Source organism: Burkholderia sp. BCC1993 (genome assembly GCF_905339865.1).
Taxonomy (GTDB): Bacteria; Pseudomonadota; Gammaproteobacteria; order Burkholderiales; family Burkholderiaceae; genus Burkholderia.
Window position 1 is genome coordinate 39,554 of sequence record NZ_CAJPGZ010000006.1, and the last position, 26,415, is coordinate 65,968.

27 protein-coding genes are annotated in these 26,415 nt (G+C 65.4%); 13 read left to right on the plus strand and 14 right to left on the minus strand.

Going from position 1 to position 26,415, the window contains the following annotated elements:
- Nucleotides 1-102: 102 nt before the first annotated feature.
- The gene (locus tag U4Y91_RS11135) at nucleotides 103-1,098 is read right to left on the minus strand and encodes a polyprenyl synthetase family protein (protein ID WP_044844218.1); all 996 of its coding nucleotides are present in this window, start codon (nucleotides 1,096-1,098) and stop codon (nucleotides 103-105) included.
- A gap of 210 nt (nucleotides 1,099-1,308) precedes the next feature.
- Between U4Y91_RS11135 and rplU the strand changes: the two genes are divergently transcribed.
- The 4 genes from rplU to proB all read left to right on the plus strand — a co-directional run bounded on the left by rplU (nucleotide 1,309) and on the right by proB (nucleotide 4,417).
- Nucleotides 1,309-1,620 (plus strand): 50S ribosomal protein L21, encoded by a 312-nt coding sequence (rplU, locus tag U4Y91_RS11140; RefSeq protein WP_006025184.1) that lies wholly within the window; start codon nucleotides 1,309-1,311, stop codon nucleotides 1,618-1,620.
- 24 nt (nucleotides 1,621-1,644) lie between these two features.
- Complete coding sequence (gene rpmA, locus U4Y91_RS11145; protein ID WP_006476999.1) at nucleotides 1,645-1,908, plus strand: 50S ribosomal protein L27; 264 nt, start codon at nucleotides 1,645-1,647, stop codon at nucleotides 1,906-1,908.
- Nucleotides 1,909-2,096: 188 nt separating this feature from the next.
- Complete coding sequence (cgtA, locus tag U4Y91_RS11150; protein WP_321805115.1) at nucleotides 2,097-3,209, plus strand: Obg family GTPase CgtA; 1,113 nt, start codon at nucleotides 2,097-2,099, stop codon at nucleotides 3,207-3,209.
- An 89-nt stretch (nucleotides 3,210-3,298) separates the two neighbouring features.
- Nucleotides 3,299-4,417 carry a glutamate 5-kinase gene (gene proB / locus U4Y91_RS11155; RefSeq protein ID WP_121858525.1) on the plus strand — a complete coding sequence of 373 codons (1,119 nt, stop codon included), beginning with the start codon at nucleotides 3,299-3,301 and terminating at the stop codon, nucleotides 4,415-4,417.
- A gap of 102 nt (nucleotides 4,418-4,519) precedes the next feature.
- Here the strand turns inward: proB and U4Y91_RS11160 are convergent, their stop codons facing one another.
- The gene (locus U4Y91_RS11160) at nucleotides 4,520-5,128 is read right to left on the minus strand and encodes a CNP1-like family protein (RefSeq protein ID WP_321805116.1); all 609 of its coding nucleotides are present in this window, start codon (nucleotides 5,126-5,128) and stop codon (nucleotides 4,520-4,522) included.
- Between the two features lie 13 nt (nucleotides 5,129-5,141).
- Nucleotides 5,142-5,789 (minus strand): RNA pyrophosphohydrolase, encoded by a 648-nt coding sequence (locus U4Y91_RS11165; RefSeq protein ID WP_034186372.1) that lies wholly within the window; start codon nucleotides 5,787-5,789, stop codon nucleotides 5,142-5,144.
- Between the two features lie 228 nt (nucleotides 5,790-6,017).
- On the opposite strand from U4Y91_RS11165, the gene U4Y91_RS11170 reads away from it, so the two are divergent.
- Nucleotides 6,018-7,754, plus strand: coding sequence for a proline--tRNA ligase (locus U4Y91_RS11170; protein ID WP_321805117.1), 1,737 nt, complete (start codon nucleotides 6,018-6,020; stop codon nucleotides 7,752-7,754).
- Between the two features lie 21 nt (nucleotides 7,755-7,775).
- Nucleotides 7,776-8,384, plus strand: coding sequence for a MarC family protein (locus U4Y91_RS11175; RefSeq protein WP_257768728.1), 609 nt, complete (start codon nucleotides 7,776-7,778; stop codon nucleotides 8,382-8,384).
- Nucleotides 8,385-8,469: 85 nt separating this feature from the next.
- Here U4Y91_RS11175 and U4Y91_RS11180 read toward each other — a convergent pair whose 3' ends face one another.
- Nucleotides 8,470-9,021, minus strand: a complete 552-nt coding sequence (locus U4Y91_RS11180; RefSeq protein WP_059535202.1) for a hypoxanthine-guanine phosphoribosyltransferase — start codon at nucleotides 9,019-9,021, stop codon at nucleotides 8,470-8,472.
- 94 nt (nucleotides 9,022-9,115) lie between these two features.
- Nucleotides 9,116-10,483, minus strand: a complete 1,368-nt coding sequence (gene ffh, locus U4Y91_RS11185) for a signal recognition particle protein (RefSeq protein WP_039317379.1) — start codon at nucleotides 10,481-10,483, stop codon at nucleotides 9,116-9,118.
- Between the two features lie 89 nt (nucleotides 10,484-10,572).
- Between ffh and U4Y91_RS11190 the strand changes: the two genes are divergently transcribed.
- The 7 genes from U4Y91_RS11190 (at nucleotide 10,573) to U4Y91_RS11220 (ending at nucleotide 18,577) form a co-directional block, all read left to right on the plus strand.
- Nucleotides 10,573-11,466 carry an inner membrane protein YpjD gene (locus U4Y91_RS11190; RefSeq protein WP_321805118.1) on the plus strand — a complete coding sequence of 298 codons (894 nt, stop codon included), beginning with the start codon at nucleotides 10,573-10,575 and terminating at the stop codon, nucleotides 11,464-11,466.
- Nucleotides 11,467-11,479: 13 nt separating this feature from the next.
- The gene (locus U4Y91_RS11195) at nucleotides 11,480-11,794 is read left to right on the plus strand and encodes a PP0621 family protein (RefSeq protein ID WP_321805119.1); all 315 of its coding nucleotides are present in this window, start codon (nucleotides 11,480-11,482) and stop codon (nucleotides 11,792-11,794) included.
- Nucleotides 11,791-12,381 (plus strand): 1,6-anhydro-N-acetylmuramyl-L-alanine amidase AmpD, encoded by a 591-nt coding sequence (ampD, locus tag U4Y91_RS11200; protein ID WP_321805120.1) that lies wholly within the window; start codon nucleotides 11,791-11,793, stop codon nucleotides 12,379-12,381. Before U4Y91_RS11195 ends, ampD begins: the two co-directional genes overlap by 4 nt.
- Before the next feature lie 463 nt (nucleotides 12,382-12,844).
- The gene (locus tag U4Y91_RS11205) at nucleotides 12,845-15,841 is read left to right on the plus strand and encodes a ribonucleoside-diphosphate reductase subunit alpha (protein WP_321805121.1); all 2,997 of its coding nucleotides are present in this window, start codon (nucleotides 12,845-12,847) and stop codon (nucleotides 15,839-15,841) included.
- Between the two features lie 363 nt (nucleotides 15,842-16,204).
- Complete coding sequence (locus U4Y91_RS11210; RefSeq protein ID WP_096506220.1) at nucleotides 16,205-17,416, plus strand: ribonucleotide-diphosphate reductase subunit beta; 1,212 nt, start codon at nucleotides 16,205-16,207, stop codon at nucleotides 17,414-17,416.
- Between the two features lie 83 nt (nucleotides 17,417-17,499).
- The gene (locus U4Y91_RS11215; protein ID WP_321805122.1) at nucleotides 17,500-17,826 is read left to right on the plus strand and encodes a hypothetical protein; all 327 of its coding nucleotides are present in this window, start codon (nucleotides 17,500-17,502) and stop codon (nucleotides 17,824-17,826) included.
- A gap of 28 nt (nucleotides 17,827-17,854) precedes the next feature.
- Nucleotides 17,855-18,577, plus strand: a complete 723-nt coding sequence (locus U4Y91_RS11220; protein ID WP_321805123.1) for a histone H1-like DNA-binding protein — start codon at nucleotides 17,855-17,857, stop codon at nucleotides 18,575-18,577.
- A 215-nt stretch (nucleotides 18,578-18,792) separates the two neighbouring features.
- On the opposite strand, the gene U4Y91_RS11225 is transcribed toward U4Y91_RS11220, so the two are convergent.
- The 9 genes from U4Y91_RS11225 to U4Y91_RS11265 form a co-directional block, all read right to left on the minus strand.
- Nucleotides 18,793-19,266 (minus strand): glycine zipper 2TM domain-containing protein, encoded by a 474-nt coding sequence (locus U4Y91_RS11225; RefSeq protein WP_059465339.1) that lies wholly within the window; start codon nucleotides 19,264-19,266, stop codon nucleotides 18,793-18,795.
- Nucleotides 19,267-19,285: 19 nt separating this feature from the next.
- A complete protein-coding gene (locus U4Y91_RS11230) occupies nucleotides 19,286-20,224 on the minus strand; it encodes a carbohydrate kinase family protein (protein ID WP_321805124.1) in 939 nt (312 codons plus the stop codon).
- A 94-nt stretch (nucleotides 20,225-20,318) separates the two neighbouring features.
- A complete protein-coding gene (tpx, locus tag U4Y91_RS11235; RefSeq protein WP_044844203.1) occupies nucleotides 20,319-20,822 on the minus strand; it encodes a thiol peroxidase in 504 nt (167 codons plus the stop codon).
- Between the two features lie 72 nt (nucleotides 20,823-20,894).
- Entirely contained in the window at nucleotides 20,895-22,271 is a 1,377-nt protein-coding gene (locus U4Y91_RS11240; protein ID WP_321805125.1) for a zinc-ribbon and DUF3426 domain-containing protein, read from the minus strand.
- Nucleotides 22,272-22,316: 45 nt separating this feature from the next.
- Complete coding sequence (prmA, locus tag U4Y91_RS11245; protein ID WP_321805126.1) at nucleotides 22,317-23,219, minus strand: 50S ribosomal protein L11 methyltransferase; 903 nt, start codon at nucleotides 23,217-23,219, stop codon at nucleotides 22,317-22,319.
- A gap of 2 nt (nucleotides 23,220-23,221) precedes the next feature.
- Complete coding sequence (accC, locus tag U4Y91_RS11250) at nucleotides 23,222-24,589, minus strand: acetyl-CoA carboxylase biotin carboxylase subunit (RefSeq protein ID WP_044844200.1); 1,368 nt, start codon at nucleotides 24,587-24,589, stop codon at nucleotides 23,222-23,224.
- A gap of 84 nt (nucleotides 24,590-24,673) precedes the next feature.
- Entirely contained in the window at nucleotides 24,674-25,147 is a 474-nt protein-coding gene (gene accB / locus U4Y91_RS11255; RefSeq protein ID WP_321805127.1) for an acetyl-CoA carboxylase biotin carboxyl carrier protein, read from the minus strand.
- 64 nt (nucleotides 25,148-25,211) lie between these two features.
- Nucleotides 25,212-25,664, minus strand: coding sequence for a type II 3-dehydroquinate dehydratase (gene aroQ / locus U4Y91_RS11260; protein ID WP_040143361.1), 453 nt, complete (start codon nucleotides 25,662-25,664; stop codon nucleotides 25,212-25,214).
- A gap of 194 nt (nucleotides 25,665-25,858) precedes the next feature.
- Entirely contained in the window at nucleotides 25,859-26,413 is a 555-nt protein-coding gene (locus U4Y91_RS11265) for a TlpA disulfide reductase family protein (protein ID WP_321805128.1), read from the minus strand.
- Nucleotides 26,414-26,415: the final 2 nt, after the last annotated feature.

Genomic DNA, 26,415 nt, shown 5'->3' on the forward strand with positions numbered 1-26,415 from the left:
CGTCACAAGCAAGAACGTAACTATAACGATGTTTTTTCTAAAAGGGAATACCTTGATGAAGAAATTTTTCGAAAAGCGGTTCGCGTCGTGATCGCCGCGCGTTTACGACTGTCGCGACGTCGAGTACGAGCACAGCGCGAGCAGGCTTTCCTTGTAGATCGAATCCGGGAACGCGGCGATCGCGGCGGCAGCGGCCTGTGCTTCCTGGCGCGCGCATTCGAGCGTATGGTCGAGCGCGCCCGAACGCGTGATCGCGTCGAAGATCGTGTCGAAGCGATCGGTGCCGCCTTGTTCGATCGCCTCGCGGGCGAGCGCCGACTGCTCGGGCGTGCCGCGTTCGATCAGATAGATGAGCGGCAGCGTCGGCTTGCCTTCGCGCAGGTCGTCGCCGGCATTCTTGCCCATCGCTTCGGCCGTGCCCGCGTAGTCGAGCCAGTCGTCCATGATCTGGAATGCGGTGCCGATCCGGCGGCCGTATTCGGCGGCGGCGGCTTCGGTCGGCGCATCGGCGCCGGCGAGCACTGCGCCCAGGCGGGCCGATGCCTCGAACAGCTTCGCCGTCTTGTAGCGGATCACCTGCATGTAGCGCGTCTCGTCGACGTCCGCGTCGTGCATGTTCAGGAGCTGCAGCACTTCGCCTTCAGAGATGATCGTCGTCGCTTCCGACAGGATTTCCATCACGCGCATCTTGCCGACACCGACCATCATCTCGAACGAGCGCGAATAGAGGTAGTCGCCTACCAGTACGCTCGCCGCGTTGCCGAACAGCGCGTTGGCCGTCTGCCGGCCGCGCCGCAGTTCGGATTCGTCGACGACGTCGTCATGCAGCAGCGTGGCCGTGTGGATGAACTCGACGACGGCGGCCAGCACGTGCCGCTGGTGCGACGTCTCGCCGAGCGCGCCGGCGACGAGCAGCAGCAGGGCCGGACGCAGCCGCTTGCCGCCCGCGCCGATGATGTACTCGGCGATCTGGTTGATCAGCAGCACGTCGGACGCGAGGCTTTGCCGGATAACGCGATTCACCTGCTCCATGTCGCTGGCGATCGGGGCGAGCAGGTGGGCGGCGCTGAGGGTGGGGGAGGCGGTGGACGACGACATGATGATCGAAATGGGTGATGCCGCGGATTATAAGTCGAATCCGCGATATGCCGGTCTGTCGGACGTGTTTGCCCGGTGATTTTGGCCGTCCGGCCAGGGCTTGCGGGCGGCAATCGTGGATTGGCTTTGACTTGGGTGCTAACCCCATGTATAATCACGTGTTTTCCGCGCGTGGTGTGCGGAAAAATTGGATCCAGAGTGAGGTTCTCAATGTACGCGGTCATAAAAACCGGCGGCAAGCAGTACAAGGTTGCCGTTGGCGAAAAACTCAAAGTAGAACAGATACCGGCTGACATTGACGCTGAAATCACGCTCGACCAGGTTCTCGCAGTGGGCGAAGGCGAATCGATTAAGTTCGGTACGCCGCTGGTCAGTGGGGCTTCCGTCAAGGCCACCGTTGTGTCGCACGGTCGTCATGCCAAGGTCACCATCTTCAAGATGCGTCGCCGGAAGCACTACCAAAAGCACGGCGGCCACCGCCAGAACTACACTGAGCTGCGCATCGACGCGATCAACGCGTAAGCGCCTCGGTAAAGGAGCAATCAGATGGCACACAAAAAGGCAGGCGGCTCTTCCCGGAACGGCCGCGACTCCGAGTCGAAACGTCTCGGCGTGAAAGTGTACGGCGGCCAGGCGATCAACGCTGGCGGCATCATCGTGCGTCAGCGCGGTACGCGCATGCACGCTGGCGAGAACGTCGGCATGGGCAAGGATCACACCCTGTTCGCGCTGGTCGACGGTCACGTCAAGTTCGCGACCAAGGGCGCGGACAAGAAGCATCTGGTCATCGTTGTCCCGGCGGCTGCCTAACTTCAGGCACCCACGGGCTTCGTAGCCGAAAGGCCCCGCAGTCTTCGCGGGGCCTTTTTTTATTTGGCCGCCGGGCGCATGTGCGCGCCGGCGGCTGTCGCGACACTGGCGGGCAATCGGCCGAACGGCAGATTGTTCAAGCGCGCCGGTGCGCGGCACAATAGCGGAAATACTGGTCGGAGTGACGAATGAAGTTCATTGACGAAGCACGAATCGAAGTCATCGCCGGCGACGGAGGCGATGGCAGCGCGTCGATGCGCCGCGAGAAATTCGTTCCGTTCGGCGGGCCGGACGGCGGCGACGGCGGCCGGGGCGGCAACGTCTACGCGATCGCCGACCGCAACATCAACACGCTGATCGACTACCGTTACGCGAAGAAGCACCTGGCGCGCAACGGCGAAAACGGTCGCGGCTCGGATTGCTACGGCAAGGGCGGGGACGACGTCACGCTGCGCATGCCGGTCGGCACGGTCGTGACCGACATGGACACGGGCGAGCTGATCGCCGACCTGACCGAGCACGATCAGCAGGTGATGCTCGCGCAGGGCGGCGCAGGCGGTCTCGGCAACCTGCATTTCAAGTCGAGCACGAACCGCGCGCCGCGCCAGAAAACCGACGGCAAGCCCGGCGAACGGCGCATGCTGCGGCTCGAGCTGAAGGTGCTTGCCGACGTCGGTCTGCTCGGCATGCCGAACGCCGGCAAGTCGACCTTCATCTCGTCGGTGTCGAACGCGAAGCCGAAGATCGCCGACTATCCGTTCACGACGCTCGCGCCGAACCTTGGCGTCGTGCGGGTCGGCCCGAGCAAGAGCTTTGTGATCGCCGATATTCCGGGGCTGATCGAGGGCGCCGCCGAAGGCGCGGGCCTCGGCCACCAGTTCCTGCGACACCTGCAGCGCACCGGCGTGCTGCTGCATCTCGTCGATTTGGCCCCGTTCGACGAAAGCGTCGACCCGGTCGCGGAAGCGACCGCAATCGTCGGCGAACTGCGCAAGTACGACGAGGCGCTCTACGAGAAGCCGCGCTGGCTCGTACTCAACAAGCTCGACATGGTGCCGGAGGACGAGCGCGAGGCGCGCGTCGCCGATTTCCTCGATCGTTTCGGCTGGGACGGCCCGGTGTTCGAGATTTCGGCGCTGACCGGCCAGGGCTGCGAAGCGCTGGTCTACGCGATCTACGACTACCTCGCCGAGCATTCGGACGCGCATCGTGCGGCGGAAGAGGAAGATCTGGCCGCGGACGTGCGGTTCCGCGATGCGCCGCACGCCGATGGCGGCGCGACGCCCGGCGACGACGCCTGAGCGGGCCCGACACGCACCGGGCATCGCGTCCGGTGCTGAATTAAATTGCGCCCGGCCGGGCAGGCATCAGATACAGGAGACGGCGCACGATGCGTTCGATCATCGCGGATTCGAAGCGATTGGTGGTGAAGGTGGGCTCCAGCCTCGTGACCAACGACGGCAAGGGCCTCGATCATGCTGCAATCGGCCGCTGGGCGGCCCAGATCGCCGCGCTGCGCGCGCAGGGCAAGGAAGTGGTGCTCGTCAGTTCGGGTGCGATTGCGGAAGGGATGCAGCGCCTCGGCTGGAGCAAGCGTCCGCGCGAGATCGACGAGCTGCAGGCTGCTGCCGCGGTCGGTCAGATGGGGCTCGCGCAAGTCTACGAAAGCCGCTTTACCGAGCACGATATCCGTACCGCGCAGATCTTGCTCACGCATGCCGACCTGGCTGATCGCGAACGCTACCTGAATGCGCGCTCGACGCTGCTCACGCTGCTGCGGCTCGGCGTCGTGCCGATCATCAACGAGAACGACACGGTCGTCACCGACGAAATCAAGTTCGGCGACAACGATACGCTCGGCGCGCTCGTCGCGAACCTGATCGAAGGCGATGCGCTGATCATCCTGACCGACCAGACGGGCTTGTTCACCGCCGATCCGCGCAAGGATCCGAATGCGACGCTGGTCGCTGAAGCCAGTGCGGGCGCACCGGAGCTCGAGGCGATGGCGGGCGGCGCCGGCTCGAGCCTCGGTCGCGGCGGGATGCTGACGAAGATCCTCGCAGCGAAGCGCGCAGCGCACAGCGGCGCGAACACCGTGATCGCGAGCGGCCGCGAAGCCGACGTGCTGGTGCGGCTGGCGGCGGGCGAGGCGATCGGCACGCAGCTGATCGCGCGCACCGCGCGGATGGCTGCACGCAAGCAATGGATGGCTGATCACCTGCAGGTGCGCGGGCACGTCGTGATCGATGCGGGCGCGGTCGAGAAGCTGACGGCCGGCGGCAAGAGCCTGCTGCCGATCGGCGTGATCGGCGTGCAGGGCGCGTTCGCACGCGGCGAGGTGATCGCGTGTGTCGGCCCCGACGGGCGTGAAGTGGCGCGCGGCCTCACGAACTACAGCAGCGCGGAAACGAAGCTGATTCACCGCAAGCCGAGCGGCGAGATCGAGACGGTGCTCGGCTACATGCTGGAGCCGGAGCTGATTCACCGCGACAACCTCGTGCTCGTGTAACCGTTCGGCCAGGCGTCGCGAGGCAGCAAAAAGCCCGCATGGCGCGGGCTTTTTGTTGTGACGAAGCGAGGCAAGGCCGGACGGGCGGCCTGCGTTGCGCGGTCAGCGCAGCTGGCTCATCGCGGTGCGGTGGAACTTGATGTTCTCGAGGATCTGCTGGGTCGTGCCCTGCGGCATCTTGTTCGAGCAGAAATAGTCCTGGTACAGCGCCGAGTGGTAAGCGTTCAGCTCGCCGTTCTCGATGCGACGCCAGTCGTTCTCGACCGTGCGGTCCCAGCCGTCATGATCCGAATTCAGGCCTGCATACTGACGCCATTCGTAGGTGTCGCAGCGGATGCCTTCGTAGTTCACGTTGCGCGCGCCGGCCGGGCTCGTGATGACGACTGCGTAGCGCACGACGCCGTCGCTGCCGACCGCGAGCGACTTCGCATCGACGGAGAACTTGAGCGGCGTGTTTTGCGACACGTTGAACGGCAGCAGGTCGCCCGCTTGCGGCAACGGCGGCAGCGTGTCGACCGGGTTTTCCTTCCAGTTCCCCTGGCGGTCCAGCAGATAGACGAACTCGCTGTCATCCTTGTTGGACGGCGCTTTCGAATTCGCGCAGCCGGCCAGGGCAGCCATCGCGGCGATCGATGCGAGCGCGAGAGCAATCGCTTTCAATATGCATTCCTCGTAAAAAAAGGGCGCGACACCAAGGTCGCGCCCGGTCATGCAGTCCGACTCGTCATTTGCCGACGATCACGTGGGGCGGCATCTCGTCGAGCGTGCTCGCTTCCACTTCGATCTCCGAACAGACTACCGATGTGTCGACAATCGTCAGCGTCTGCTGGGCCTGTACGCCAATGACGCGCGGATAGCGCGACATTCGCGGCCCACGCGGCTTTTCGGCTCGCTGCGCCGGGCGGCGCAGGAAGCGCGACAGTTCCGTCAGCGCCAACTGATAGACATCCCGCTTGAACTCGATCACCGCATCGAGCGGCACCCAGTACTCGTTCCAGCGCCACGCATCGAACTCCGGGTGATCGGTCGCGCGCAAGCAAATGTCGCAATCGCGTCCGACCATCCGCAGCAGGAACCAGATCTGCTTCTGGCCGCGGTAATGTCCGCGTACTTCGCGTTTGATGAACTTGTCAGGCACCTCGTAACGCAACCAGTCGCGAGTGCGGCCGATTATCTTGACGTGTTCCGGGTGCAGGCCCGTCTCCTCGTGCAGTTCCCGGTACATCGCCTGCATGGGGGTCTCGCCGTACTTGATCCCACCTTGAGGAAACTGCCAGGAATGCTCGCGGAGCCGCTTGCCCCAAAACACCTCGTTGCGCGCGTTCAAGAGGATGATGCCGACGTTCGGGCGAAAGCCTTCACGATCCAGCATACAACCACCTTCGAATCCTTTAAAATTGCTTTGATTATAAACAGATAACGGGCGCTGCGCACCGTGACGGAGCGAAACCGCACGGGGTACACCGGCTGAATTGTCCCTGATTTGTCTGCTAAGTCATCTGCGCCATCGTCGTCCCTCGTTGTTCGCCGCGCGCAGCTTTTTCACCTTGAAACTTTTTCGGGCGCCCCGCCTGGGGGCGCCGTATTTGGAACCGTCCGCATGAAAGCTTCCCGTTTCTTTATCGGCACCCTCAAAGAAGCACCGGCCGACGCAGAGATCGTCAGCCACAAGCTGATGGTGCGCGCCGGCATGATCCGTCGCGTCGCCGGCGGCATCTACAACTACCTGCCGGTCGGCCTGCGTTCGATTCGCAAGGTCGAGGCGATCGTGCGCGAGGAAATGAACCGGGCAGGCGCCATCGAGCTGCTGATGCCGGCCGTGCAACCGGCCGAGCTGTGGCAGGAATCGGGCCGCTGGGAGCAGTACGGCCCCGAGCTGCTGCGCTTCAAGGACCGCAAGGACAACGACTTCGTGATCGGGCCGACGCACGAGGAAGTCGTCACCGACATCGCGCGTAACCAGATCAAGAGCTACCGGCAGATGCCGGTGAACTTCTACCAGATCCAGACGAAGTTCCGCGACGAGATCCGTCCGCGCTTCGGCGTGATGCGCGGCCGCGAGTTCATCATGAAGGACGCGTACTCGTTCGACAAGGACGCGGCCGGCCTGAACGAGTCGTATCGCAAGATGTACGACGCATACGTGCGCATCTTCACGCGCCTCGGCCTCGAGTTCCGCGCGGTTGCGGCCGACAGCGGCTCGATCGGCGGCAACTTCTCGCACGAGTTCCACGTGATCGCCGATACCGGCGAGGACGCGATCGCCTACTGCCCGACGTCCGACTTCGCGGCGAACGTCGAAGCGGCCGAAGCGCTGCCGCTGACGCCCGCGCGTGCCGCGCCCGCCGAAGCGATGGAAAAGGTCGCGACGCCCGGCAAGGCGAAGTGCGAGGCCGTCGCCGAACTGCTGGCGATCCCGCTCGCGCGCACGATCAAGTCGATCGTGCTCGCCACCGACAACGAAGGCGCCGAGCCGACCATCTGGCTCGTGATGCTGCGCGGCGATCACGACCTGAACGAGATCAAGGTGTCGAAGCTGCCGGGGCTGAAGAACCACCGCTTCGCGACCGAGCAGGAAATCGTCGAGTGGTTCGGCACGCCGCCGGGCTACCTCGGCCCGGTCGGCACGAAGAAGCCGGTGAAGGTGATCGCCGATCGCACGGTCGCGAACATGAGCGACTTCGTCGTCGGCGCGAACGAGGTCGACTATCACATCGCGGGCGTGAACTGGGGCCGCGACCTGCCGGAGCCGGACGTCGCCGACGTGCGCAACGTGAAGAAGGGCGATCCGTCGCCGGACGGCAAGGGTGAGATCGACATCTGCCGCGGCATCGAAGTCGGCCACGTGTTCCAGCTCGGCACCAAGTACTCGGAAGCAATGGGCGCGACGTTCCTCGACGAGTCGGGCAAGCCGCAGCCGATGCTGATGGGCTGCTACGGCGTCGGCGTCACGCGCATTCTCGGCGCGGCGATCGAACAGAACTTCGACGACCGCGGCATCATCTGGCCCGAGTCGATCGCGCCGTTCGAGGTCGTGCTGTGCCCGATGGGCTACGACCGCAGCGACATGGTCCGCGAGGCCGCCGACAAGCTGTACGCGGAACTGGCCGCGGCCGGCATCGACGTGATCCTCGACGATCGCGGCGAGCGCCCGGGCGTGATGTTTGCCGACTGGGAACTGATCGGCGTGCCGCATCGCCTGGTGATCGGCGAGCGCGGCCTGAAGGAAGGCAAGATCGAGTATCAGGGCCGCCGCGACGCCGAGGCGACGCTGCTGCCGGCCGACGCGGCCGCGGCGACGGTGACGGAGAAGATCCGCGCCGCGCTCGCGCGCTAAGCGCTTCGACCGGAGGACACGGTGGAATACACCTTCCTGTCGGCCACCGTGCTCCTCGTGCTGATCACGGATCCGCTCGGCAACATCCCGCTGTTCATCACGGCGATGCGGGACGTGCCGCGCGAGCGGCGCGTGAAGCTGATCCTGCGTGAAGTGGGGATCGCGTTCGTGATCCTGCTGTTCTTCATGGTGGTCGGCGACCGCTTCCTGCGGATGATGAACCTCACCGACCTGTCGCTGCGGCTCGGCGGCGGGATCGTGCTGTTCCTGATCGCGCTGCGGATGATCTTCCCGCATCCGGACGGCGCGCTCGGCAGCGATCCGCGCGCCGGCGGTGAACCGTTCATCGTGCCGCTCGCGATTCCCGCGCTCGCCGGGCCGTCCGCGCTCGCGACGGTGATGCTGCTGACGTCGCAGGCGCCGGGCAAGATGTTCGAGTGGGTCGGCGCGCTGACGGTCACGATGATCGTCTGCGCGATCACGCTGGTGCTGGCCGAACGGATCCAGCAGTGGCTCGGCGAACGGACCGTCGCCGCGTTCGAGCGACTGATGGGTCTCGTGCTCGTCGCGATCTCGGTCGAGATGCTGCTCGCCGGCATCCGGGCGTTCGTGCACCAGCTGCAGATGTAACGCATCGGTGCGTGCCGACGAAAAAAAGCGGCGCTCCGGGTAACCGGAGCGCCGCTTTCTATTTATATAGCGGGCAGGGCGGCGATCAGACGTTCGCGGTCAGCGCACGGATCGTCGGCAGGTTGCGCCAGTAGCCCTTGGCGTCCATCCCGCAGCCGAACACGTAGCGGTCCGGCACCGAGAAGCCGCAGAAGTCGGGATGCAGCGGTTTCGCCTTGGTGAGCGTCTTCTCGCACAGCACGGCGGACATGAAGCGCTTCGCGCCCATGTCGAGGATGCGGTCGCGGATCGCGGCCATCGTCTCGCCTTCGTCGAGGATGTCGTCGAGCACGAGCACGATCCGGTCCTTCACCGATTCGCGCGGCGCGACGCGCCAGTGCATTTCCGGGCTGCCCTGCGTCGTGTTGCGGTAGCGGGTCAGGTGGATGTAGTCGAATTCCAGCGGGAAATCGAGATGCGGCAGCAGCATCCCGGTAAACACCGCGGCGCCACCCATCACCGAGAGCACGAGCGGGAACGCGTCGCCGATGTCGGCGCGGATCGCGTCGGCCATCCGGGCGATCGATGCGTTGACGGCATCGGCCGAGACGATCTCTTCGGAGTGGTCGAAAATGTGGAGGGCTTCTTCGCGGTTCATGGGTTCTGGCGGGCAGTCGGTATACAAATAAGAATGAAGCAGAACGGCCGGCGCGCGCTACGGCAAAAACCCGCGCGCCGGCCGACGGGCGGAATCAGCGCATGCCGGGCATCATGCCCTTCAGGCCGCGCATCATCTTCTGCATGTTGCCGCCCTTCAGCTTCTTCATCATCGTACGCATCTGGTCGTACTGGTTCAGCATCCGGTTGACTTCCTGCACCGGCACGCCCGCGCCGGCTGCAATGCGGCGCTTGCGCGTCGCCTTGATGATTTCGGGTTTGGCGCGCTCGGCGGGCGTCATCGAGCTGATGATCCCTTCCATCCGGCGGATCGACTTCTCGGCCTGGCCCATGTCGGCGCCTGCGGCCGCCTGCTGGAACTGCGCCGGCAGCTTGTCCATCAGCGACGACAGGCCGCCCATGTTCTTCATCTGCGAAATCTGCGCGCGGAAATCGTTCAGGTCGAAGTCGCCGCCTTTCTTGACCTTGTCGGCGAGCTTCTGCGCGGCCTGCACGTCAACGCCGCGCTGCGCTTCCTCGACCAGCGCGAGGATGTCGCCCATGCCGAGGATCCGGTTCGCCATCCGGTCCGGGTGGAACACCTCGAGGCCGTCGAGCTTCTCGGCGACGCCGACGAACTTGATCGGCTTGCCCGTGATGTGGCGCACCGACAGCGCGGCACCGCCGCGCGAATCGCCGTCGAGCTTGGTCAGCACGACGCCGGTGAGCGGCAGCGTGTCGTTGAACGCCTTCGCGGTGTTGACCGCGTCCTGGCCGAGCATCGCGTCGACGACGAACAGCGTTTCGGCCGGCTTCAGCGTGCCGTGCAGCGCGGCGATTTCCTGCATCATCGCTTCGTCGATACCGAGGCGGCCGGCCGTGTCGACGATCAGCACGTCATGGTAGTGGCGCTTCGCCCAGTCGACGGCCGCGAGCGCGATGTCGACCGGCTTCTGGTCCGGCGTCGACGGGAAGAAATCGGCGCCGACCTGTTCGCTCACCGTTTTCAGCTGCATGATGGCGGCCGGGCGATACACGTCGCACGACACCGTCAGCACCTTCTTCTTGTACTTCTCGCGCAAGAGCTTCGCGAGCTTGCCGGCGGTCGTGGTCTTGCCGGCGCCCTGCAGGCCGGCCATCAGGATCACGGCGGGCGGCGTGACCGCCAGATTCAGTTCGGCGGCCTTGCCTTCGTAGTCGCCGCCGATCACGGCGGTCAGTTCCTTCTGGACCACGCCGACGAGCGCCTGGCCCGGCGACAGGCTGCTGATCACTTCCTCGCCGAGCGCCTTTTCCTTGACCTTGGCGATGAATTCGCGGACGACGGGCAGCGCGACGTCGGCTTCCAGCAGTGCGAGACGCACCTCGCGGAGCATCTCCTGGGTGTTCGCCTCGGTAAGCCGGGCCTCGCCGCGCAGCGTCTTGACGACGCGCGCCATCCGTTGAGTGAGATTGTCGAGCATGGGGAGCGATGGACAGTGGGGCCCGAAGGCGCAACGGAACCGAACAAAGGGAGCCGTCGCGGGAAGGGGGCCTAGTGTAAACTTCGAACATGGATATTGTACTGTATGCCCTCACCGCATTCCTGTACGGCGGCCTCGCCGTCGCAGGCTGGCGCACGCACCGCCAGGGTGCGACGCCGCTCGTCGCGAGTGTGCCGGCCGTGCCGGTTCCGGCGTCCGCCGCGTCGGGAATGAGCGGCGCCGGCCGCGCGCTGCTGTTCGCGGCGCTCGTCGCGCACGGCGTGCTGCTGCACATGACGATCTTCCCGCACGACGCGATGGTCTTCGGCTTCGCGTTCGCGCTGTCCGCGATGTTCTGGCTCGGCGCCGGCATCTACTGGATCGAGAGCTTCTTCTTCCCGCTCGACAGTCTGCGCCTGCTCGTGCTGCCGCTCGCGTGCGGCGCGTCGCTGCTGCCGCTCGTGTTCGGCGGCGTGCGGGTGCTGCCTTATGCCGCAGCGCCGCTGTTCAAGATGCACTTCCTGATCGCGAACATCGCGTACGGCCTCTTCGCGATCGCCGCGCTGCACGCGGTCCTGATGCTGATGGTCGAGCGGCGCCTGCAGTCGCTGAGGAGCGGCGGGCGCGACGGCTCGACCGGCTGGATCGCGAGCTGGCTCGAAACGCTGCCGCCGCTGCTCACGCTCGAGAAGCTGCTGTTCCGCCTGATCGGCGCCGGCTTCGTGCTGCTGACGCTGACGCTCGCGTCGGGGATCCTGTTCAGCGAGCAGGTCGATGCACGCGCGCTGCGGCTCGATCACAAGACCGTGTTCGCGGTGCTGTCGTGGCTGATGTTCGGCGGCCTGCTGGTCGCCCACAAGACGTCGGGCTGGCGCGGGCGCGGCGCCGCGCGCTGGGTGCTCGTGTCGTTTGCCGCGCTGCTGCTCGCGTATGTCGGCAGCCGGTTTGTTCTCGAGGTGCTGCTGCACCGCTCCGTGGTTTGAACGCAGGTTTCCGATGCGACAGATTCTTCTCCTGATTCTTCTCTTCTTCGCGGGTTCGTGGCTCACGCGCAAGCTGCGCCAGGCCCAGGAGCACGCGCAGGCGCGCACCGGCCGCGGTGGCGGCTACGACGGCGCACCGGGTCCCGGCGCCGGGGCGGCACGCCCGAACGGCGACGCGCGCTCGCTGCCCGAACCGATGGTGCGTTGCGCCGAATGCGGCGTGCATACGCCGCAGGGCGACGCGGTCGCCGCGGGCGGCGAGTACTTCTGCAGCACCGAGCACGCGCAGCGCCACGGCGCACACGCGAGCGGCCACGACGCCCGATGAGCGACGCAGCGCTGCTGTCGGTCGACGCGAGCGGCTGGGTGCGCGAAGCGCGCCACGCGCCGTCGCCGAATTTCGAGGCGCGGCCCGCGGACGCGGTGCCGACGCTCGTCGTCGTCCACAACATCAGCCTGCCGCCCGGCGAGTTCGGCGGCGATGCAATCGAGGCGCTGTTCCTGAATCGACTCGATTGCGATACGCACCCCTATTACCAGCGCCACCTGCGCGACGTGCGCGTGTCCGCGCACTTCCTGATCCGCCGCGACGGCGAACTCGTGCAGTTCGTGTCGTGCGACGAGCGTGCATGGCATGCGGGTGCGTCCGAGTTCTTCGGCCGGCCGCGCTGCAACGACTTCTCGATCGGCATCGAGCTCGAAGGTGCGGACGACGTGCCGTTCGACGCGGCGCAGTACGCGACGCTCGGCGTGCTCGCGCGCACGCTCGCCGCGCGCTATCCGATCGATGCGGTGGCCGGGCATTCCGACGTCGCGCCGGGCCGCAAGACCGACCCGGGTCCGCACTTCGATTGGCAACGCTTCGCAGGCGATGCCGGCTTTTCCGCCGGATACTTTCCTTTCCGTCAGCACTGAGCGCAGGGTTTTTGAGCCGGCGAAATTTTTTTTTCCGACCAATGCCTTGTCACATCTGCGCCTGCGCGGGGCGGGGGTGATGTCAAGACCTCCAGCGCAAATTATCCGTTTTGACCTCGTCCGAATGTCCACTATACTTGGTGCCAGTTGAGCGGTTCTGTACTAGATATAGTGTGTGTCGCAGGGGAAACCCGAGCGGCACCGGCCGGCGGGCAACGCCGGCGGCCAGGGTTCTCAGTGCGGCGCGCCAGGCCGGGCGGTCCGGGCGTCGCAATCAAGCGCAGCGAACTTCGACGGGGCAGCGTACACATGACGAAGCACACGACCGGATCGGTTGTCGCGCATCGACCGAACCGGCTTCCCCGACGCATCGCTCGCCTCTTACCGCTCGCGCATCCCGTAGCGCAGCGTTCGTTTTAATCCGCGGTTCTCTCCGCACCATCCAACACCAGGAGCTTTGCACATGCAAACCACCGACAACGCGACGTCCCAGTACGAGAGCGCCTCGAGCCGTCCGCTCGGCGGGACCGAACAGGGCGCGCAGGCGCTCGCGCCGCAGGCCACGTTCGCCGACTACAAGGTGATCCGCCGCAACGGCAGCGTGGTGTCGTTCGAGCCTTCGAAGATCGCGATTGCGGTGACCAAGGCTTTCCTGGCCGTCAACGGCGGGCAGGGCGCGGCATCGGCACGCGTACGCGAACTCGTCGAGCAACTGACGCACAACGTCGTGCGCGCGCTCGTGCGCAGCCGTCCGAACGGCGGTACGTTCCATATCGAAGACATCCAGGACCAGGTCGAACTCGCGCTGATGCGCGGCGGCGAGCACAACGTCGCGCGTGCGTACGTGCTGTATCGCGAGAAGCGTCACCTCGAGCGCCAGCACGCGGGCGAGGAAGCAGCGGCAGCGGGCGGCGAGTCGAGCACCGGCATCAACGTCGTCGACAACGGCGTCACGCGCCCGCTCGACCTGAACGCACTGCGCGCGCTGATCGTGTCGGCATGTGACGATCTCGGCGCTGCGGTTAACCCTGACCCGATCGTCGCGGAGACGGTGAAGAACCTGTACGACGGCGTGCCGATGAGTCAGGTCTACGACTCGGCGATCCTCGCTGCGCGTACGATGATCGAAAAGGATCCGGCATACAGCCAGGTCACGGCCCGCATCCTGCTGCACACGATCCGTCGCGAGATCCTCGGCGAGGAAGTGGTGCAGGCCGAGATGTCGGCCCGCTACGCGGAATACTTCCCGCAGTTCCTGAAGCGCGGCGTCGACGCCGGCCTGCTCGACGACAAGCTGCTGCAGTTCGACCTGAAGCGCCTCGGCGAAGCGCTCGACGCGAACCGCGACCTGCAGTTCGGCTACCTCGGCCTGCAGACGCTGTACGACCGCTACTTCCTGCACGTCGACGGCTCGCGCATCGAAATGCCGCAGGCATTCTTCATGCGCGTCGCGATGGGCCTGTCGCTGAACGAGATCGATCGCGAAACGCGCGCGATCGAGTTCTACAACGTGCTGTCGAGCTTCGACTTCATGAGTTCGACGCCGACGCTGTTCAACTCGGGCACGCACCGCTCGCAGCTGTCGTCGTGCTACCTGACGACGGTCGCGGACGACCTCGACGGCATCTATGAAGCGCTGAAGGAAAACGCGCTGCTGTCGAAGTTCGCTGGCGGTCTCGGCAACGACTGGACCCGCGTGCGTGCACTCGGCTCGCATATCAAGGGCACGAACGGCAAGTCGCAAGGCGTGGTCCCGTTCCTGAAGGTCGTCAACGATACGGCCGTCGCGGTGAACCAGGGCGGCAAGCGCAAGGGCGCGGTCTGCGCGTACCTCGAATCGTGGCACCTCGACATCGAGGAGTTCCTCGAGCTGCGCAAGAACACCGGTGACGACCGTCGCCGTACGCACGACATGAACACGGCGAACTGGATTCCCGACCTGTTCATGAAGCGCGTGATGGAAGGCGGCGACTGGACGCTGTTCTCGCCGTCGACCTGCCCGGACCTGCACGACAAGTTCGGCGCCGATTTCGAGAAGGCTTACACGGCTTACGAAGAGAAGGTCGCGCGCGGCGAGATCAAGCTGTTCAAGAAGATTCCGGCGGCGCAGCTCTGGCGCAAGATGCTCGGCATGCTGTTCGAGACGGGCCACCCGTGGATCACGTTCAAGGATCCGTGCAACGTGCGCTCGCCGCAGCAGCACGTCGGCGTCGTCCACTCGTCGAACCTGTGCACGGAAATCACGCTGAACACGAGCGACACCGAGATCGCGGTGTGCAACCTCGGCTCGGTGAACCTCGTCGCCCACCTGGTGAAGCAGGCCGACGGCAGCTACGCGCTCGACCACGACAAGCTGAAGCGCACGATCAGCGTCGCGATGCGCATGCTCGACAACGTGATCGACATCAACTACTACGCGGTGCCGAAGGCGCGTAACTCGAACCTGAAGCACCGTCCGGTCGGCATGGGCATCATGGGCTTCCAGGACTGCCTGCACCTGCTGCGCACGCCGTACGCGTCGAACGAAGCAGTCGAGTTCGCCGATCGTTCGATGGAAGCGGTCTGCTACTACGCGTACCACGCGTCGACCGAGCTGGCCGAAGAGCGCGGCCGCTACTCGAGCTACCGCGGCTCGCTGTGGGATCGCGGCATCCTCCCGCAGGACACGCTGAAGCTGCTGGCCGAAGCGCGTGGCGGCTACGTCGAGGTCGACACGTCCGAGACGCTCGACTGGACGACGCTGCGTTCGCGGATCGCCACGCACGGCATGCGCAACTCGAACTGCGTCGCGATCGCGCCGACGGCGACGATCTCGAACATCATCGGCGTGTCGGCCTGTATCGAACCGACCTTCCAGAACCTGTACGTGAAGTCGAACCTGTCGGGCGAATTCACGGTGGTCAACGAGTACCTCGTTCGCGACCTGAAGGAACGCGGCCTGTGGGACGAAGTGATGGTCGCCGACCTGAAGTACTTCGACGGCATGCTGTCGCGCATCGACCGTATCCCGGCCGACCTGCGCGCGATCTACGCGACCGCGTTCGAAGTCGACCCGACGTGGCTGGTCGAAGCGGCATCGCGTCGCCAGAAGTGGATCGACCAGGCGCAGTCGCTGAACATCTACATGGGCGGCGCGTCGGGCAAGAAGCTCGACGAGGTCTACAAGCTCGCCTGGCTGCGCGGTCTGAAGACGACCTACTACCTCCGCACGATGGCGGCGACGCACGTCGAGAAGTCGACGGTCGCACACGGCGCGCTGAACGCGGTGCCGACGAGCGGCGGTTCGAGCAGCGGCGGCGCGCAAGGCGCAGCCGGCGGCTTCGGTGCGGCAGGCGGCGCAGCATCGTCGTCGGGCGCAGTCGACGCAGCACCGGCACTCGCGCCGGTCGAGGCCGACGGTCCGGTATGCACGATGCGCCCGGGCGACGCCGGCTTCGACGAGTGCGAAGCCTGCCAGTAACGCGGCGCGCATGACCTGAAGAAGGTTCGGGCGGCGCGCACGACAACCGATCGAGGTTGAAGTGTGCGCCGCTCTCAACTAAAAAAATGATAAGGAATCTGTAACGCGGCACTCGCGTTGCAGGCAGTGACAAGCGATCGAAACATCCCCGACGACGTCGCGTTTCGATCAGCGTTCGATGCGTCGAGCGCACCTCGCGATACACGTGCGACACGCGTCGCGCGCTGCATGAACGACGATGCGTTGCTCAAAGTGTTGTATCGAGGTCGCAACGCGAATCGAAAAAAGGATTTTTCGTGAGCGAGCCCTTTTATCGCTCAGGAAAAGATGGTACAAACCGTTCTAAATTGATGGTGAGAATTTATGCTCAACTGGGATGACGAGAAGACTGCCGTAACCCCCGCGAGCGGAGCGCAACAAAACGCGTTGCGCACCTCCGCAGGGATGGCTGTCGGAATGCAGGCTGCAACGCCTGCCGCCCATCAGGTCCGCGACATTTTCGAAGGCGATCTTGCGGTGCCGCCGCAAGCATCGGCTGTTCCCGCTGGTGGTTCCGAAGCGCGGGTCAATGTCGCCGACAAGCGCATCATCAACGGCCAGACTGACGTCAATCAGCTGGTGCCGTTCAAGTACAAGTGGGCGTGGGAAAAGTATCTGGCGGGTTGCGCGAACCACTGGATGCCGCAGGAAATCAACATGTCCCGCGACATCGCCCTGTGGAAGGATCCGAACGGTCTGACCGAGGACGAGCGCCGCATCGTCAAGCGCAACCTCGGCTTCTTCGTGACGGCCGATTCGCTCGCCGCGAACAACATCGTGCTCGGCACGTACCGCCACATCACGGCGCCCGAGTGCCGGCAGTTCCTGCTGCGCCAGGCGTTCGAAGAGGCGATCCACACGCACGCGTACCAATACATTGTCGAATCGCTCGGTCTCGACGAAGGCGAGATCTTCAACGCGTACCACGAGGTCACGTCGATCCGCGCGAAGGACGAATTCCTGATCCCGTTCATCCACACGCTGACGGACCCGGCCTTCAAGACCGGCACGCTCGAAGCGGATCAGAAGCTGCTGAAGTCGCTGATCGTGTTCGCCTGCATCATGGAAGGCCTGTTCTTCTATGTCGGCTTCACGCAGATCCTCGCGCTCGGCCGCCAGAACAAGATGACGGGTGCTGCAGAGCAATATCAGTACATCCTGCGCGACGAGTCGATGCACTGCAATTTCGGTATCGACCTGATCAACCAGATCAAGCTCGAGAACCCGCATCTCTGGACCGCGGAATTCCGCGCCGAGATCCGCGAGCTGTTCAAGCAGGCTGTCGAACTCGAATACCGCTACGCCGAGGACACGATGCCGCGCGGCGTGCTGGGTTTGAACGCGTCGATGTTCAAGAGCTATCTGCGCTTCATCAGCAACCGCCGTTGCCAGCAGATCGGCCTCGATCCGCTGTATCCGAACGAGGAAAATCCGTTCCCGTGGATGAGCGAGATGATCGACCTGAAGAAGGAACGCAACTTCTTCGAGACGCGTGTGATCGAGTATCAGACGGGCGGCGCGCTGTCCTGGGAATAACCCGCAGCAGCGAACCCGTCACATGATGTGAGCAGCCGGCGGCCTCTCGGCCCCGGCCCAAGGTTTAGGAGCAAGAACGCCTGATGCAAAGCATGCCCGGTGCCTTAACGGCCCAACGACATGATCGGCACTTTGCGAACCCTTCAGTGGGATGGGCAAACTTCCCTCCGGAAAAAGCGGACGGCCGTGTGGCGGTCCGCTTGATCAAGCGATTAGGGGTGGCGGCGCGAAGTGCGCCGGCTACCGACTTGATTTGGCGCGCGAGGCCATGGGGTCACGTGCGCCATACCGTATTCATTAGCGTAAGCGCGTGGTATCCGCGTACGCCGATGAATAGCCCGCTTCGAAGCGCACGTCCTGAACAGCGTCCGCGGGAAGCGGGTTTTGACGAAGGGTGTAGTTTGAACTGACTCTCATCTGAACCTGAAGGAGAACAACATGGCTACTGCCAAGAAGAAACCGGCTGCTAAGAAGGTTGCTGCCAAGAAGACCGTTGCGAAGAAGGCTGCTGCTCCGGCGAAGAAGGCCGCTGCAGTGAAGAAGGTTGCTGCGAAGAAGGTCGCGGTGAAGAAGGTTGCCGCGAAGAAGGCAGCACCGGCGAAGAAGGCCGCTGCGAAGAAGGTCGCGGCAAAGAAGGTCGCAACGAAGAAGGTTGCAACGAAGAAGGTTGCTGCGAAGAAGGTCGCGGTGAAGAAGGTTGCCGCGAAGAAGGCAGCACCGGCGAAGAAAGCCGCTGCGAAGAAGGTTGCAGCCAAGAAAGTCGCCGTGAAGAAGGTTGCTGCGAAGAAGGCAGCACCGGCGAAGAAGGCTGCTGCCAAGAAGGCCGCGCCGGCGAAGAAGGCTGCCGCCAAGAAGGCTGCGCCTGCGAAGAAGGCTGCTGCGAAGAAGGCTGCGCCTGCCAAGAAGGCTGCCCCTGCGAAGAAGGCTGCTGCTGCACCGAAGGCTGCCGCTGCTCCGAAGGCTGCCGCTGCACCGAAGGCCGCCGCACCGGCGAAGAAGGCCGCTGCTCCGAAGAAGGCTGCTGCTCCGAAGAAGGCCGTCGTGAAGAAGGCTGCACCGGCAACCACCGCGTCGACCGCATCGGTCGCGCCGGCATCGGGCGTGAAGACCGCGCTCAACCCGGCAGCGGCATGGCCGTTCCCGACCGGCAGCCGTCCGTAATCGCGGCTGACCCGTACCACCCGGACACTCACGCAGTGTCCGCGGGTTGAGTAGCGCTACTCAATCGATCCCGCCATCTGGCTCAGGTGGCGGGATTTTTTTCGTCCGTCTACATCGATGGGCCGGCCGGCTGCCGGGCACGGACGAAAAAAAACGCATGTGCAGCTTCGCACATGCGTTCGACCGCGGCTTGCGCCGCGTGCTGAGGATGCTCGTTAGTGCGTGACGCGCGTGACGCCGCCGCTCGACAGCAGTCGCACCCGTTCGCCGGCGCGGAACATTTCGCCGCTCGCCGCCTGCGTGATCGAGCGCAGGTCGCCGTTGTCGAGGCGCACGGTGATTTCGACACCGTTCGCCGTGCTGAGGTTTTCGCCGACCGCGTTGCCTGCGACCGCGCCGACGAGACCGCCCGCGATGGCCGTCAGGATCGATCCCTTGCCGCCGCCGATCGCGCTGCCCGCGACTGCGCCGAGCGCACCGCCGCCGAGCGTGCCGATCGCGCTGCCGCCGCCGTCGGACTGGATGCGCACCGCACGGACGCTTTCGACGGTGCCCATGCGCACGGTTTGTTCGCGCTGCGCCTGGCCGACGCTATAGACATCTGCCGAGCCCGGCGCCGTGAAGCAGCCGGCGAGCGTCAGCGTGGCCGTCAGCATGGCAGCGAGCGTGAGGGTTTTCTTGGTCAACATCTTTGCTCTCCCACAATATTCATTTGAGACTGTACCCGAAGGCAGCCTCGAAGCGCGCGTCGATTTCGGCGCGCGTCAGTGCGTAAGTTTGAGGCCCCTGGTGGGCGATCTTGATCGAGCCCATCAGGCTCGCGAGGCGGCCCGTGGTTGCCCAGTCGAGGCCATTCTCGATGCCGTACAGCAGGCCGCCCCGGAAGGCGTCGCCGCAGCCGGTCGGATCGACGACACGCTCGGCTTGCACGACCGGAATCTGTTCTTCGCCGTTTTTGTGAAGAATGGTGGCGCCGCGCTCGCCGCGCGTGATGATCAACGCCTGAACCCGGCTGGCGATTTCCTGTTCGGACCAGCCCGTCTTGTCGCTGACGAGCTTGCCCTCGTAGTCGTTGACCGCAACGAAGGTGGCGAGTTCAATGATGCGGCGCAGCGTCGCGCCGTCGAACAGCGGCAGGCCCTGGCCCGGATCGAAGATGAACGGGATGCCGGCCTTCGCGAATTGCTCGGCGTGCTGGACCATCCCGTCGAAGCCGTCCGGCGCGACGATGCCGAGCTTCACGCCCGACACTTCATCCGCGCGGTTCAGGTGCGACTGCATCATCGCGCCCGGGTGGAATGCGGTGATCTGGTTGTTCTCGAGATCGGTCGTGATCATCGCCTGCGCGGTGTGCGTTTCGGGCACTACGCGCACGCTGGCCTTCGACAGGCCGAGGCTGTCGAGACGCTCGAGATAGCGATCGGCGTCGTTCGCGCCGACCGTCGCCATGATGCGCGCGTCGCCGCCGAGCATGTGCAGCGCGTAGGCGATGTTCCCCGCGCAACCGCCGAATTCGCGACGCATCGTCGGCACGAGGAAGCTCACGTTCAGAAGGTGAACCTGGTCGGGCAGGATGTGCTCGCGAAACCGGCCTTCGAAGGTCATGATGTTGTCGTAGGCGAGCGAGCCGCAAATCAGCGTAGTCAAGGCGTGCGTTCCTGTAGAGAGCAAAGGGAAGCGGCCGCCCGGCCGGCGCGCACAGGCCGTCGGGCTTCGTGCGGCAGGGCCGGGCGGCTGCGGGTTACTTCAGTGCGGCGAGCGCTGCGTCGTAGTTCGGCTCGTCCTTGATCTCGCCGACGAGTTCCGCGTGGAGCACCTTGTCCTGCGCGTCGAGCACGACGACCGCGCGGGCCGTCAGGCCGTTCAGCGGGCCGCTCGTCACGTCGACGCCGTATGCGTTCGCGAACGCGCGGCCGCCGCGGAACGTCGAAGCCGTCACGACGTTCGCGAGGCCTTCGGTCGTGCAGAAGCGCGTGGCGGCGAACGGCAGGTCGCCGGACACGACCACCACGACCGTGTTGTCGAGCGACGACGCGGCTTCGTTGAACTTGCGGGTCGACGTCGCGCAGGTGGGCGTATCGAGGCTCGGGACGATGTTCAGCACCTTGCGCTTGCCGGCGAAGCTGGCGAGCGACAGGTCCGCGAGGTCCTTGCCGACCAGCTTGAAGTCGGGGGCTTGCGAGCCGACGGCCGGGAACGTGCCGGCGAGATCGATCGGGTTGCCACCCAGCGTAACTTTGCTCATGTTCGTGCTCCGAAATAGCGCGCCGCAGCGGCGCGCGGGTTGAGACGGCGCGCATGCGCGCGCCGCGGGGCGTCACGGATAGAAGATCTGGACGCGGAAATTCGAGGCGGGCGCGCCGTTCGTGTCGAGACGGACGACCATCGTCTGCGTCGTGCCGGGCGGCAGCCCGGCGTCGATCGGCATGCCCGGGCGCACGTAGTCGCGCGGCGCGAGCACGCGGCGCACGGTCACGTGATTCGTGTCGTCGAGCAGCGTCAGCTCGAGCGACGGGTAGGCGAGCGCAACGCGGTAGCGGTTCGTCAGCGGCACCTTCAACTCCAGCACGCGCGGGCCGTCGATCTGGCGCAGGTCGGCCGCGTCGAGCCGCAGGCCGTCGATCGCGCGCGGCGGCGTCACCTTGCAGCCGAGCGGCGCGCACGCCTGCCGGAACCAGCCCTGCGTGACGGGCCAGTCGATCATCACGGTTTCGCGCTGCCACCACGCGAGCTGCGCGACGAGCAGCACCGCGAGCACGGCCGCGACGAGCCCGCCGAAAAAGCCGCCGAGCGTTCCGTGTCGCTGCTGCGCGCGCATCTCGCGCGTCACGGCGAAGGGCGGGCGATCGTCGTCGGACAGTGCGGCGGGGAAGGGGGCGACCGGCTGGGCGGCGGGTTGTACGTCCGGTTCGGCGCCCGGTTCGCTGGCGGCTGCGGCCGGTGCGGCGGCACGTTCGGCGTGGGTGTCGGGTTCGGGTTTCGATTCGAGTCCGGGCTCGGCTTGTACCGGCCTGAACGCGAAGCGCGGTTCGCGTGGCGCGTGCTCGTCGTCGGGCACGGCGAAGCGCGCGTTGCCGGCCGGTTCGACGGGCGCTGCTGCGGCGTGTTCGGCCGTTGGCGCGGGCGCGACGAAGCGCGGTTCGCGCAGATCGGGTTCGGTGAGCGGCGTGAGCGGTTCGTCGGTTTCGGGCGGCACCGCATCCGCATCCGGTTTGGCCGACCGCGCGGCGACGGCGTGCAACTCGGCCGGCTGCGATGCGATCGGCGCCGGCGTGCCGGACAGGTGAACCACACCGGATTCCGTCGACGGCAGCGCAAGCGGGATCAGCGGTTCGGCGCGCACGGTCTCGACACTGTGCTGCAGGGACGGGTCGACGCCGGCATCGAGCCACGGCGCCCACATGTCCCAGCCTTCCGGCTGGTAATCGGAACCGGCCGCCGGCTCGACCGGTGCGTCGGTGGTGAAGAGCCGCGCGGGCGCGGCGTCGTGTTGCGGGTCGGCGGCGGCCGGCTCGACCGGCGCCGTTTCGGTCAGCGCGGGTTCCGGCGGTGCCGGATCGGGCACGAGCGACTGCGATGCGTTGAAGACCTGCTGACAGTATCCGCAACGCACGAGCCCGTCATGCAGCGAGAGCTGTTCCTGCTGCAGCCGGAAGACGGTTTCGCAATGAGGGCAGCGCGTCGCAAGAAGCATGTCGAGCCGGGCGGCCTGCTGGCCAGAGTGAAGGACAGCGCTATTCTAATGGCTTTCCCGCCGGGTTCCGGCGAGGCATACCCAACCTTCGTGTTCGCGCCAGACCGAGATGTCGACGTAGCGCGCATAGACGGCCGCGACTTCGTCCGCCTGGCGCGCGAGCACGCCCGACAGCGCGATGCGCCCGCCCGGTTTCACCTTCGATGCGAGCATCGACGCCATCAGTTTCAGCGGGTTCGACAGGATGTTGGCGACGACGATGTCGAATTCGCCGGCCGGGCACGCATCGGGCAGCCCGTACGTGACTTCCGCATGGTTGCGTTCGCTGTTCTGGCGCGCCGATTCGACCGCCTGCGGATCGATGTCGATGCCGACCACGGGGTTCGCCCCGCATTTCTGCGCGAGGATCGCGAGAATGCCCGAGCCGCAGCCGTAGTCGAGCACCGACAGACCGGGCTTCACCGACTGTTCGAGCCATTCCATGCACAGGCGCGTGGTCGGGTGGCTGCCGGTGCCGAACGCGAGGCCGGGGTCGAGTTCGAGGATCAGCGCGTCGGGGTCGGGCGCGTCATGCCACGACGGCACGACCCAGATCCGCTCGCCGATCGGAATCGGCTCGAACTGCGACTGCGTGAGCCGCACCCAGTCCTGTTCCTCGACTTCGCGCACGTCGAACTTCGGCGTCTCGGCGACCCCGATCCCGTTCGCGGCCGCCGCGAGCAGCACGGCCGGGTCGTGATCGGGCGACAGCAGCGCGATCACGCGCGAGTGCTGCCACGCGGTGCGTTCGGGAACGAGGCCGGGCTCGCCGAAGAGCGGCTGTTCGTCGGGCGTGTCGGCGTCGGCGTCCTCGACGGACACCGACAGCGCCCCGAGGTCGAGCAGCGCGTCGGACAGCGCCTCCGCGTGCTCACGGGCCAGTTCGACGACGAGTTCGCGATAGCTCATGCTTACGCTTCTTCCGGTGCGACCTGCTGCTTCTGGGCGAGCCGGTGTTCGAGGTAGTGGATGCTGGTGCCGCCTTCGACGAACTTCGAGTCGATCATCAGCTCGCGGTGCAGCGGGATGTTGGTCTGGATGCCTTCGACAACCATTTCCGACAGCGCGATGCGCATCCGGCGGATCGCCTGGTCGCGCGTCGCGCCGTAGGTGATCAGCTTGCCGATCATCGAATCATAGTTCGGCGGCACGAAATAGCCATTGTACGCATGCGAGTCGACGCGCACGCCGGGGCCGCCCGGCGTATGCCACGACGTGATCCGGCCCGGCGACGGCGTGAACTTGAACGGATCTTCCGCGTTGATCCGGCATTCGATCGCATGTCCGCGGAACTCGATGTCGCGCTGGCGCAGCGCGAGCTTCTCGCCGGCCGCGATGCGGATCTGTTCCTGCACGATGTCGACGCCCGTGATCATCTCCGACACCGGGTGCTCGACCTGCACGCGCGTGTTCATCTCGATGAAGTAGAACTCGTTGTTCTCGTACAGGAATTCGAACGTGCCCGCGCCGAGATAGCCCATCTTCTTGCACGCGTCTGCGCAGCGGTCGCCGATGCGCTCGATCAGGCGGCGCGGAATGCCGGGCGCCGGCGCTTCTTCGATCACCTTCTGGTGACGGCGCTGCATCGAGCAGTCGCGCTCGCCGAGCCAGATCGCGTTCTTGTGCGCGTCCGACAGCACCTGGATTTCGATGTGGCGCGGGTTCTCGAGGAACTTCTCCATGTACACCTGCGGGTTGCCGAACGCACGGCCGGCTTCCTCGCGGGTCATGTTGACCGCGTTGACGAGCGCGGCCTCGGTGTGCACGACGCGCATCCCGCGCCCGCCGCCGCCGCCCGCTGCCTTGATGATGACCGGATAGCCGATCGCGCGCGCAATCTTCACGATCTCCTTCGGATCGTCGGGCAACGCGCCTTCCGAACCCGGCACGCACGGCACGCCGGTCTTGATCATGGTCTGCTTCGCGGTGACCTTGTCGCCCATCATGCGGATCGTTTCCGGGCGCGGGCCGATGAACGTGAAGCCCGACTGCTCGACGCGTTCCGCGAAATCGGCGTTCTCCGACAGGAAGCCGTAGCCGGGGTGGATCGCCTCGGCATCGGTGACTTCCGCGGCGCTGATCAGCGCCGGCATGTTCAGGTAGCTCAGGTTCGACGGGGCCGGGCCGATACAGACGGCTTCGTCCGCGAGGCGCACGTACTTGGCTTCCTTGTCGGCTTCCGAGTAGACGACCACCGTCTTGACGCCGAGCTCGCGGCACGCGCGCTGGATGCGCAGCGCGATTTCACCGCGGTTGGCAATGAGGATTTTTTCAAACATAGCGAGTATTCGTCTCTTCGAGGGGCGCGCGAACGGCGCCTGGCGAGCATCGGCGGTGCGCGGCCGGACGGCCGCGCGGCGGGCTTAGCCGATCACGAAAAGCGGCTGGCCGTATTCGACGGCCTGGCCGTTCTCGACGAGGATTTCCTTGATCACGCCGGCCTTGTCCGACTCGATCTCGTTGAGCAGCTTCATCGCTTCGATGATGCAGATCGTCTGGCCTTCCTTGACCGTGTCGCCGACCTGGACGAACGGGTCCGCGCCCGGCGACGGCGCGCGATAGAACGTGCCGACCATCGGCGACGTCACGACGTGGCCTTGCGGGACGGCCGGTGCGGCGGCGGCGCCTGCTGCCGCCGCGGCAGCGCCTTCGGTCGGCAGCGCGACCGACGGAGCGGGCATGCTGACTTGCGGGGCAAACCCAGCCGTCTGCTGCACGTAGACCGGCGGCGCGTTCTTGACGATACGCACCTTGCCTTCGCCTTCCGTGACTTCCAGCTCGGAGATGCCGGATTCGGAAACGAGGTCGATCAGAGTTTTCAGCTTACGAAGATCCATCGGGAATTCCCCTTTCAATACGTGAAAGCGCCGGTGGGACCGGCGCTGAATCTAGATCGCGAAATCAGCCGCGCGACGCGCCTTGCAGCTTGTCCAGCGCGTACTCGAGCGCGTACAGATAACCTTTCCAGCCGAGCCCGCAGATCACGCCTTCGGCCTGGTCGGAAAAGTAGGAGTGGTGCCTGAACGCTTCGCGGCGGTGCACGTTCGACAGATGAACCTCGACGAACGGGATGCCGACGCCGGCGATCGCGTCCCGGATCGCGACGCTCGTGTGCGTATACGCGGCGGGATTGATCAGGATGAAATCGGTCTGTTCCTCCCGCGCGGCCTGGATGCGGTCGACGAGCGCGCCTTCATGGTTGCTCTGGAACGACGACAGTTCGGCGCCCGCTTCCTGAGCTCGCGCGGCAAGCGCCTGATCGATCTGCGCGAGCGTGACGCGGCCGTACACCTCCGGTTCCCGGGTGCCGAGAAGGTTCAGGTTGGGGCCGTGCAGCACCAGCAATCGTGTCATGGTCGCTTCTATTTCTGCGGAATTGCGCGAACTTTAGCGCTATTTAGAGAAATTTGTCTAGTTTTGCCGAACGGCCGGGCGCGCCGGACCTGCAAGAATTACCGGTGCGGCTGCAAAGTATCAGCGAATTCACGTGAAATTGCGGCGATCGACGTACAAATCGCCGCCAACGCGCGGGCCGCCGTTCAGGGCGATCACAACGCGTCGAGGGTCTTTTTCAGCTCGGCCGGTTGGATTTGTCCTAATTTTGTCTCGCGAATCTTGCCGGTTTCGTCGATGACGACCGTAAACGGCAGCGCGCCGGCGGTATTTCCGAAATTACGGGCCAGATCGGCGCCCGCATAACCGCTGACGAAAACCGGATAGTCGACCTTCACCTTCTGCAGGAAGTTCTTCACGTTCTGGTCGGAATCGACACCGATCCCGATGAAGCGGATGCCTTTCTGCTTGTATTGGTGCGACAGCGCGACGAGCTCCGGCATCTCCTCGACGCACGGGCCGCACCACGACGCCCAGAAATTGACCACGACCTTCTGGCCCTTGAAGGAAGCGAGCGACGCCGGCTTGCCGTCGACGCCGGTCAGCGGCGCGGCCCACAGCTGGTCGACCGGGCTGCCCTGCGCAGCGGGCGCGGCGACGGCGACGCCGTCATCGGCGCTGCCGCCGCGGAACCAGTGGCCGGCGGCGAGCCCGCCGGCGACGGCGACGGCCGCGACCAGCGCGAGCGGCAACATGCGTTTCATCATCATCG

What these genes read in the sequence shown, in the direction of transcription:
- aroQ (WP_040143361.1), bottom strand. Translation starts at nt 25,664, where the DNA reads ATGACACGATTGCTGGTGCTGCACGGCCCCAACCTGAACCTTCTCGGC.
- proB (WP_121858525.1), top strand. Translation starts at nt 3,299, where the DNA reads ATGCGTTCGATCATCGCGGATTCGAAGCGATTGGTGGTGAAGGTGGGC.
- rplU (WP_006025184.1), top strand. Translation starts at nt 1,309, where the DNA reads ATGTACGCGGTCATAAAAACCGGCGGCAAGCAGTACAAGGTTGCCGTT.
- prmA (WP_321805126.1), bottom strand. Translation starts at nt 23,219, where the DNA reads ATGAGCTATCGCGAACTCGTCGTCGAACTGGCCCGTGAGCACGCGGAG.
- cgtA (WP_321805115.1), top strand. Translation starts at nt 2,097, where the DNA reads ATGAAGTTCATTGACGAAGCACGAATCGAAGTCATCGCCGGCGACGGA.
- ampD (WP_321805120.1), top strand. Translation starts at nt 11,791, where the DNA reads ATGAGCGACGCAGCGCTGCTGTCGGTCGACGCGAGCGGCTGGGTGCGC.
- U4Y91_RS11190 (WP_321805118.1), top strand. Translation starts at nt 10,573, where the DNA reads ATGGATATTGTACTGTATGCCCTCACCGCATTCCTGTACGGCGGCCTC.
- U4Y91_RS11170 (WP_321805117.1), top strand. Translation starts at nt 6,018, where the DNA reads ATGAAAGCTTCCCGTTTCTTTATCGGCACCCTCAAAGAAGCACCGGCC.
- U4Y91_RS11180 (WP_059535202.1), bottom strand. Translation starts at nt 9,021, where the DNA reads ATGAACCGCGAAGAAGCCCTCCACATTTTCGACCACTCCGAAGAGATC.
- accC (WP_044844200.1), bottom strand. Translation starts at nt 24,589, where the DNA reads ATGTTTGAAAAAATCCTCATTGCCAACCGCGGTGAAATCGCGCTGCGC.
- U4Y91_RS11265 (WP_321805128.1), bottom strand. Translation starts at nt 26,413, where the DNA reads ATGATGATGAAACGCATGTTGCCGCTCGCGCTGGTCGCGGCCGTCGCC.
- rpmA (WP_006476999.1), top strand. Translation starts at nt 1,645, where the DNA reads ATGGCACACAAAAAGGCAGGCGGCTCTTCCCGGAACGGCCGCGACTCC.
- U4Y91_RS11225 (WP_059465339.1), bottom strand. Translation starts at nt 19,266, where the DNA reads ATGTTGACCAAGAAAACCCTCACGCTCGCTGCCATGCTGACGGCCACG.
- U4Y91_RS11205 (WP_321805121.1), top strand. Translation starts at nt 12,845, where the DNA reads ATGCAAACCACCGACAACGCGACGTCCCAGTACGAGAGCGCCTCGAGC.
- U4Y91_RS11220 (WP_321805123.1), top strand. Translation starts at nt 17,855, where the DNA reads ATGGCTACTGCCAAGAAGAAACCGGCTGCTAAGAAGGTTGCTGCCAAG.
- U4Y91_RS11135 (WP_044844218.1), bottom strand. Translation starts at nt 1,098, where the DNA reads ATGTCGTCGTCCACCGCCTCCCCCACCCTCAGCGCCGCCCACCTGCTC.
- U4Y91_RS11195 (WP_321805119.1), top strand. Translation starts at nt 11,480, where the DNA reads ATGCGACAGATTCTTCTCCTGATTCTTCTCTTCTTCGCGGGTTCGTGG.
- U4Y91_RS11165 (WP_034186372.1), bottom strand. Translation starts at nt 5,789, where the DNA reads ATGCTGGATCGTGAAGGCTTTCGCCCGAACGTCGGCATCATCCTCTTG.
- U4Y91_RS11210 (WP_096506220.1), top strand. Translation starts at nt 16,205, where the DNA reads ATGCTCAACTGGGATGACGAGAAGACTGCCGTAACCCCCGCGAGCGGA.
- tpx (WP_044844203.1), bottom strand. Translation starts at nt 20,822, where the DNA reads ATGAGCAAAGTTACGCTGGGTGGCAACCCGATCGATCTCGCCGGCACG.
- ffh (WP_039317379.1), bottom strand. Translation starts at nt 10,483, where the DNA reads ATGCTCGACAATCTCACTCAACGGATGGCGCGCGTCGTCAAGACGCTG.
- U4Y91_RS11215 (WP_321805122.1), top strand. Translation starts at nt 17,500, where the DNA reads ATGCAAAGCATGCCCGGTGCCTTAACGGCCCAACGACATGATCGGCAC.
- U4Y91_RS11160 (WP_321805116.1), bottom strand. Translation starts at nt 5,128, where the DNA reads ATGACCGGGCGCGACCTTGGTGTCGCGCCCTTTTTTTACGAGGAATGC.
- accB (WP_321805127.1), bottom strand. Translation starts at nt 25,147, where the DNA reads ATGGATCTTCGTAAGCTGAAAACTCTGATCGACCTCGTTTCCGAATCC.
- U4Y91_RS11240 (WP_321805125.1), bottom strand. Translation starts at nt 22,271, where the DNA reads ATGCTTCTTGCGACGCGCTGCCCTCATTGCGAAACCGTCTTCCGGCTG.